General features: G+C 41.7%; 6 protein-coding genes. 3 read left to right on the top strand and 3 right to left on the bottom strand.

Annotated elements, in window-relative coordinates; genetic code table 11:
* Positions 1–269 precede the first annotated feature (269 nt).
* The 3 genes from B3M51_RS12205 to B3M51_RS12195 all read left to right on the top strand — a co-directional run bounded on the left by B3M51_RS12205 (position 270) and on the right by B3M51_RS12195 (position 2,931).
* Positions 270–581, top strand: coding sequence for a hypothetical protein (locus B3M51_RS12205; protein WP_292483533.1), 312 nt, complete (start codon positions 270–272; stop codon positions 579–581).
* 121 nt (positions 582–702) lie between these two features.
* Positions 703–2,106, top strand: coding sequence for a sensor domain-containing diguanylate cyclase (locus B3M51_RS12200; RefSeq protein WP_292759567.1), 1,404 nt, complete (start codon positions 703–705; stop codon positions 2,104–2,106).
* Positions 2,107–2,136: 30 nt separating this feature from the next.
* Positions 2,137–2,931: a hypothetical protein gene (locus B3M51_RS12195; RefSeq protein ID WP_292759565.1), complete on the top strand. Its 795-nt coding sequence runs from the start codon at positions 2,137–2,139 to the stop codon at positions 2,929–2,931.
* A gap of 12 nt (positions 2,932–2,943) precedes the next feature.
* Here the strand turns inward: B3M51_RS12195 and B3M51_RS12190 are convergent, their stop codons facing one another.
* The 3 genes from B3M51_RS12190 to B3M51_RS12180 all read right to left on the bottom strand — a co-directional run bounded on the left by B3M51_RS12190 (position 2,944) and on the right by B3M51_RS12180 (position 5,082).
* Entirely contained in the window at positions 2,944–3,519 is a 576-nt protein-coding gene (locus tag B3M51_RS12190) for a TetR/AcrR family transcriptional regulator (RefSeq protein ID WP_292759563.1), read from the bottom strand.
* A 115-nt stretch (positions 3,520–3,634) separates the two neighbouring features.
* Positions 3,635–3,706: a pyrroloquinoline quinone precursor peptide PqqA gene (gene pqqA, locus B3M51_RS12185; RefSeq protein ID WP_081443609.1), complete on the bottom strand. Its 72-nt coding sequence runs from the start codon at positions 3,704–3,706 to the stop codon at positions 3,635–3,637.
* Positions 3,707–3,816: 110 nt separating this feature from the next.
* Positions 3,817–5,082, bottom strand: coding sequence for a mechanosensitive ion channel family protein (locus B3M51_RS12180; protein ID WP_414673454.1), 1,266 nt, complete (start codon positions 5,080–5,082; stop codon positions 3,817–3,819).
* Positions 5,083–5,146 lie beyond the last annotated feature (64 nt).

The raw sequence follows: 5,146 nt of genomic DNA, 5'->3' as shown, positions 1-5,146 counted from the left end.
GGGACTATTTTTGCGACCGCCTGCGTTGTATGAAATACACCCCTGTATTTCACCGCTACGCGGCCAGCTAAAGCTGTTCAAATGAGTTCCTGACTCTATTTGTCAATCACTTATGTAGGAAAGCTACACTGCGTGCTTTCCGCCTTGTCGGACACAAAAATAGCCGCCAGCAGTGGTGGAGATGAAAGATAAACAAGCCCTAGGAAAAAATGACAAAAAACGCTTATAGCGTCATTATAAAACTGTAGCTATCTGAATTTAGGTTTGAGATGGATAGATTTTCAACGTTTGGCGTCATTCTGTTATTGATCCTGGCAATTGTCGGTGGTTATATGACTGGCCTCTTTGCCGGTTATCTGTTTGACATGGGAAAACGCCGTTTGGGAAAACCGCTGACAGTTGTCCTCAATTTAGTGTTTTATGTAGTGCCGTTATGGGCTTTATTGAGTATAGCCTCTGAAGACGGTCTGCTGTTTTTTTATCTGTTACTGCTGGTTTTTTATTTTCTGGGGCTTCGTGATTCAAAGCATCCCGCTGTAAAAGACGATAAACCCGATAAAAACTATGAACCCTATGATTAGGGCTTGTTTATCCTTTTCTTAAATCTTGCCTTTTTCTTCTGAGACTATGACAATCAAATAGAATCGCTTTTTGTATAGAGATGCTTTCAAGGTGAATAATTTCTTGAAAGGGGGAGGCAGGGTGAAAACAACGATTTTTCCCGGCACTATCAATGGTCTGTTGAATCTTCTATTGATTACCTCGCTCTATTATTTATTTGCAAGACTGGGTTTTACCTGGTTTTCATTTTCCCCAGGCAATGTCAATTTATTATCGCTTTCATCCGGTGTCGGGCTGCTGATGTGCCTGTTATGGGGAGTGCGCGCGTTTCCATTTATTGTAATAGCAGCATTTGCAGCACATTTTCCTCTCATAGTAGAAACCACGTGGCACAACAACACGCTTTATGTTTCTGTCAATTCGTTGATCATGGGAGCTGAAAGTGTTTTAGGAATGATGCTAATGCGTCGATTTTTGCCCTACGGTGTAAGCAGACCCCACCATTTACTTAAATTTCTGTTGTTACTTTGTGTTCTTGTTCCGGCACTATCCGCGTTATTTTTAGGCATCAATCTGCTATTAAGTGGCTATGTTGAAGCTGAAAAATTTAAAGACCTTTATATTACTCTGCTAATTGCCCATGCATTGGGGATACTATTGATTTATCAGGTCTTTACAAGCTTTGCACATAGCCCGGCGGTGCAGTTCAGTGAATTAAAAAAGCTGTGGTCCGGGGGGGCGATAATCGGACTGATCGTAATATTGGCTTCTAACGTTTACGGGCCATTAATATTTTTGCTGTTGCCGGTAATGGTGATGATGGCTATTTATTTGAAACTGGTTTTTTTCACTTTGTTCAGTAGCCTTTGCTTTGTGATTGTTATCAGTATTCTGGCTTTTGATAATAGTGTGTTTTTAACAAATAATTATCAATTTACTGAAACCGGCTTGATTGCTTACATATTTTCCAGTGCCTTGGCTGTGTTTGCCATTGCTATCCAACAAAACCAGATTAATCTGACGATGGCTTCACGCCAGGCCTGGAAAAAAGCGGCTGAACGTGATCCGTTAACATGCCTGTCAAACCGACGTGCTTTTATGCCCAGATTGAAAACTGAACATGCCAGAGCAGTGCGTACAGGGAGAAGCTATTGTCTCGTTATCTGGGACATTGATGACTTCAAACAAATTAATGATACCTATGGCCATGATTATGGTGATGTCGTTTTAAAAAAACTGGCTGAAATTCTGCGCAACAACTGTCGTGATATTGATTTTCCCGCTCGGATAGGCGGTGAGGAATTTGCAATAATACTTCCAGAATGTAGCAGTGATGAGGGTGAGCTGGCACTGGAACGTTTTCGAAGCGAGGTGGAATCTACTCGATTTATTGCCCCAGACGGAAAATTGTTACAGATAACTATCAGTATTGGTATCGCAAGCTTCAAAACGTCTTATAAGTCTGAAATGGCTTTAATGTCGGATACGGATAAGGCATTGTATAAAGCTAAATCACAAGGAAAGAATCAAATACATGTATTTTGATATTCGATCCGATATACAACGGAGTTATTCTTGAAAACGACATTCCATCGAACACAGATTATTGCTGTACTGCTAATGCTTTTGTGTTTGATCCTGGCGTTGATACCTTTTGAGACAAATGCGGGAACTCAATTAAGCCAGATGCTCAGGATCACACTTACGGTCTATGCGATTGCCCGGGGCTTGAATGCGGTTATTTCAGCGGCACAAGGCACTGAGTTATCGATCGAGCCAATGGGCGTTGGTCTGACACTGACTCCTGGCCAGATTCTGGACCCACTGAATGATTTGATTGAGCAGTTTTCAAGTGTTTTATTAGTGGCTTCAGCATCGTTAGGGATTCAGAAAATCCTGTTAGCAGTCGGTGATATTGAAATATTGCGTTGGGCTATAGCTGGTTTTGCTGCCATCGTTTTACTCCTGTTGTTATGGCGGAAACTTCCTGATCGATGGTCTTCCATGCTGTTTAAGATGGTGTTGATCATGACCTTATTACGTTTGGCGATTCCGGTCACTATAGTCGCCTCCAATCAATTACAGCTCTGGCTGGAGCATGATAGACAGGATGCCATTGCTATTTTGCATAGCACCCAGCAGGAAGTGGCTGCAATTCAACCGGAGTCAGCAGATTCTGAACGAGGCTGGTACCAGGGATTCAAAGATAATCTGGATATTAAAAACAGATTGCAGAGTATTGAGACCAAGGCAGAGCAGGGGATAAATGCGGCCATCTACTTATTGGCTGAATTTGTATTGATAATGCTGATTTTGCCTATTGGCTTTTTATTTATAGCCTGGCGATTAATAGGCAGGATAACCCGCTAACAGGTGAAATAGTTATTTCAGAAAGCCGATTTTGGATGCAACCTTTAATTGTCTTTCAAGACAACGTCGAGTCCGCTGGTACATTGAAGTATTATCAGTCAGCCAACAGCAAAAAGTGATCAAATACACTCCGGTTAGCGCTGCTTCATCCACCGCTCGCCAAGGCAATGTTGAGTGCTGATCTGCAGCTTCACGCAGCCATTGCACGGTACGACTGATCCGTAGCAAAGCAGGAATCTGAATATGCAGATGCCCCGGTTCCAGTTTATTTAAAATCATTTGCCGGGTTACTTTTTGATTGATTGCAAGTGGTTCCAGCCATGCCATCATCAAGTGATGAAATTTTTGCTGATTCTCTAATGTTGTAAATACACAGGATTGCATTACCTTCAGCATATTCTGATCAGCACGATCAAACCAGGCGTCACTGATTTGTTCTTTTTCAGCAAAACAATTATTAATATCGGCCAGTGAAATATTGAGTTGGGTAGCAATCTCGGACAACCGTACTGATTCCCATGAGGAACGTGAAGCCAGGCTGACTGCACAGTTAATAATGGCTTCACACAGTTCGGAGTGTTGGGTCATGATTTTTCCTCCGTCTACAGGATAGAACAAACATCTCCAGCATAACGAATAAAAACAATAGACAAAAAAAAGCCCCGAACTTGTCGGGGCTTCTTAGGTTTCGCTTAGCTGCAAATTAACGGTTGCAGATGTACATTGTTACTTCAAAGCCGAAACGCATATCTGAGTATTCTGGTTTAGTCCACATGTCGATTTCTCCTGTTAAAAGTGAAATTACTTTCTACAGTTCAAATAATACACTTGTATTGGTGTAATCAAATAAGCATTTATCCCGTTGCCACTCAGGATTTTCCTGAATCAACGAATTGCTTCACCACTGGCATTGAGGATTTTAACTTCACGTTGTGGGAATGGGATTTCAATTTCATGCTGTTTTAACGCATCCCAAATCATTAACAATAAATCGGCACCTACACGGTTAACACCATCATCGATGCCTTCCATCCAGAATTCAATCAGAATATCGACACCAGAGTCTCCAAAGCCTGCTATTTCTGCATCCGGTCGTTCTTCTATGGGCACATCCTCACCACTTATTACCCGAGGATGGCTGGCGACAACCTGTCGTAATAAATCAAACAGAAAATGCAGATCGGTTTTATAGGCAACCTGAAATTCCAGGGAATAGCGTTGCTTTAGATTTTTATGGGTCCAGTTGGTAAAACTGGTGGTAATGAACTGTTCATTCGGCACCATGATATCTTTACCATCGAAGGTTTCCAGCGTAGAAGAACGCATATTCAACTCCCGGATAATACCTTTGCGACCATCCTCCATCTCAATGTAGTCGCCGACACTCAAAGAACGTTCAAGCAGCAGGATGATGCCAGAGATAAAATTGGAGGCAATTGACTGTAAGCCAAAACCTAAACCCACACCCAGAGCACCACCAAACACTGCTAGTGCAGTTAAGTTAATCCCCATGATCTGCAACAGCAGAATAAAGACAATAAAGAACAGTGCGATTTGAAACAGTTTGGCAAATACTTCACGAGTACCAATATCCAGATCTTCCTGGCTGCGAATAATTTGTTGCCCGGCAGTACTGGAAATACGTCCTAACCAGAATAAAATCGAGCCGAATATCAGCACGCGAATAATGCCGTAAGCAGAAATCTTGATATTGCCTAACTCAAATGACAGAGATTCAAGATAAACGATAACTGCATCCAGCCAACCAAAAAGATGTAGCACAGCAATGGGTAAAATAATAAAGAGGGCGAGTTTTTTAAATAAAGCCTTATGAACAACTCGATTTATCAGTTTGTAGAGCATATAGATGACAGCCCAGCTCATACATATTTGAATTAACCAGCTTTGACCAATCCATAACTGACTGATATCAGCAGCAATCGAAAAAGCCAGAATTATCATCAAGGGAAAAATCAGATCCCGACTACGATAAATGCTGTTACGTAATTTAAGTAAAGGGCCTGAAGCGGGGAGCTGTCTTAAAAGTGGTGAGCGGTTTTTTAAAAAACTGGCAATCGAAAAAGCCAGTAGACCTGCTAATACTATCAGTCCGATTTGAGAATAAAATTTTGGACTACTGGCCCAGTCCATCGCGATGTTGAGTGATTGAAAGAAAAGGGTTTCAAGTTGCTGGATATCCATTACGATTCCGAAT

This window comes from Methylophaga sp. UBA2689 (assembly GCA_002354555.1).
Classification (GTDB): domain Bacteria; phylum Pseudomonadota; class Gammaproteobacteria; order Nitrosococcales; family Methylophagaceae; genus Methylophaga.
This window is presented reverse-complemented; position numbering and strand designations above follow the sequence as displayed.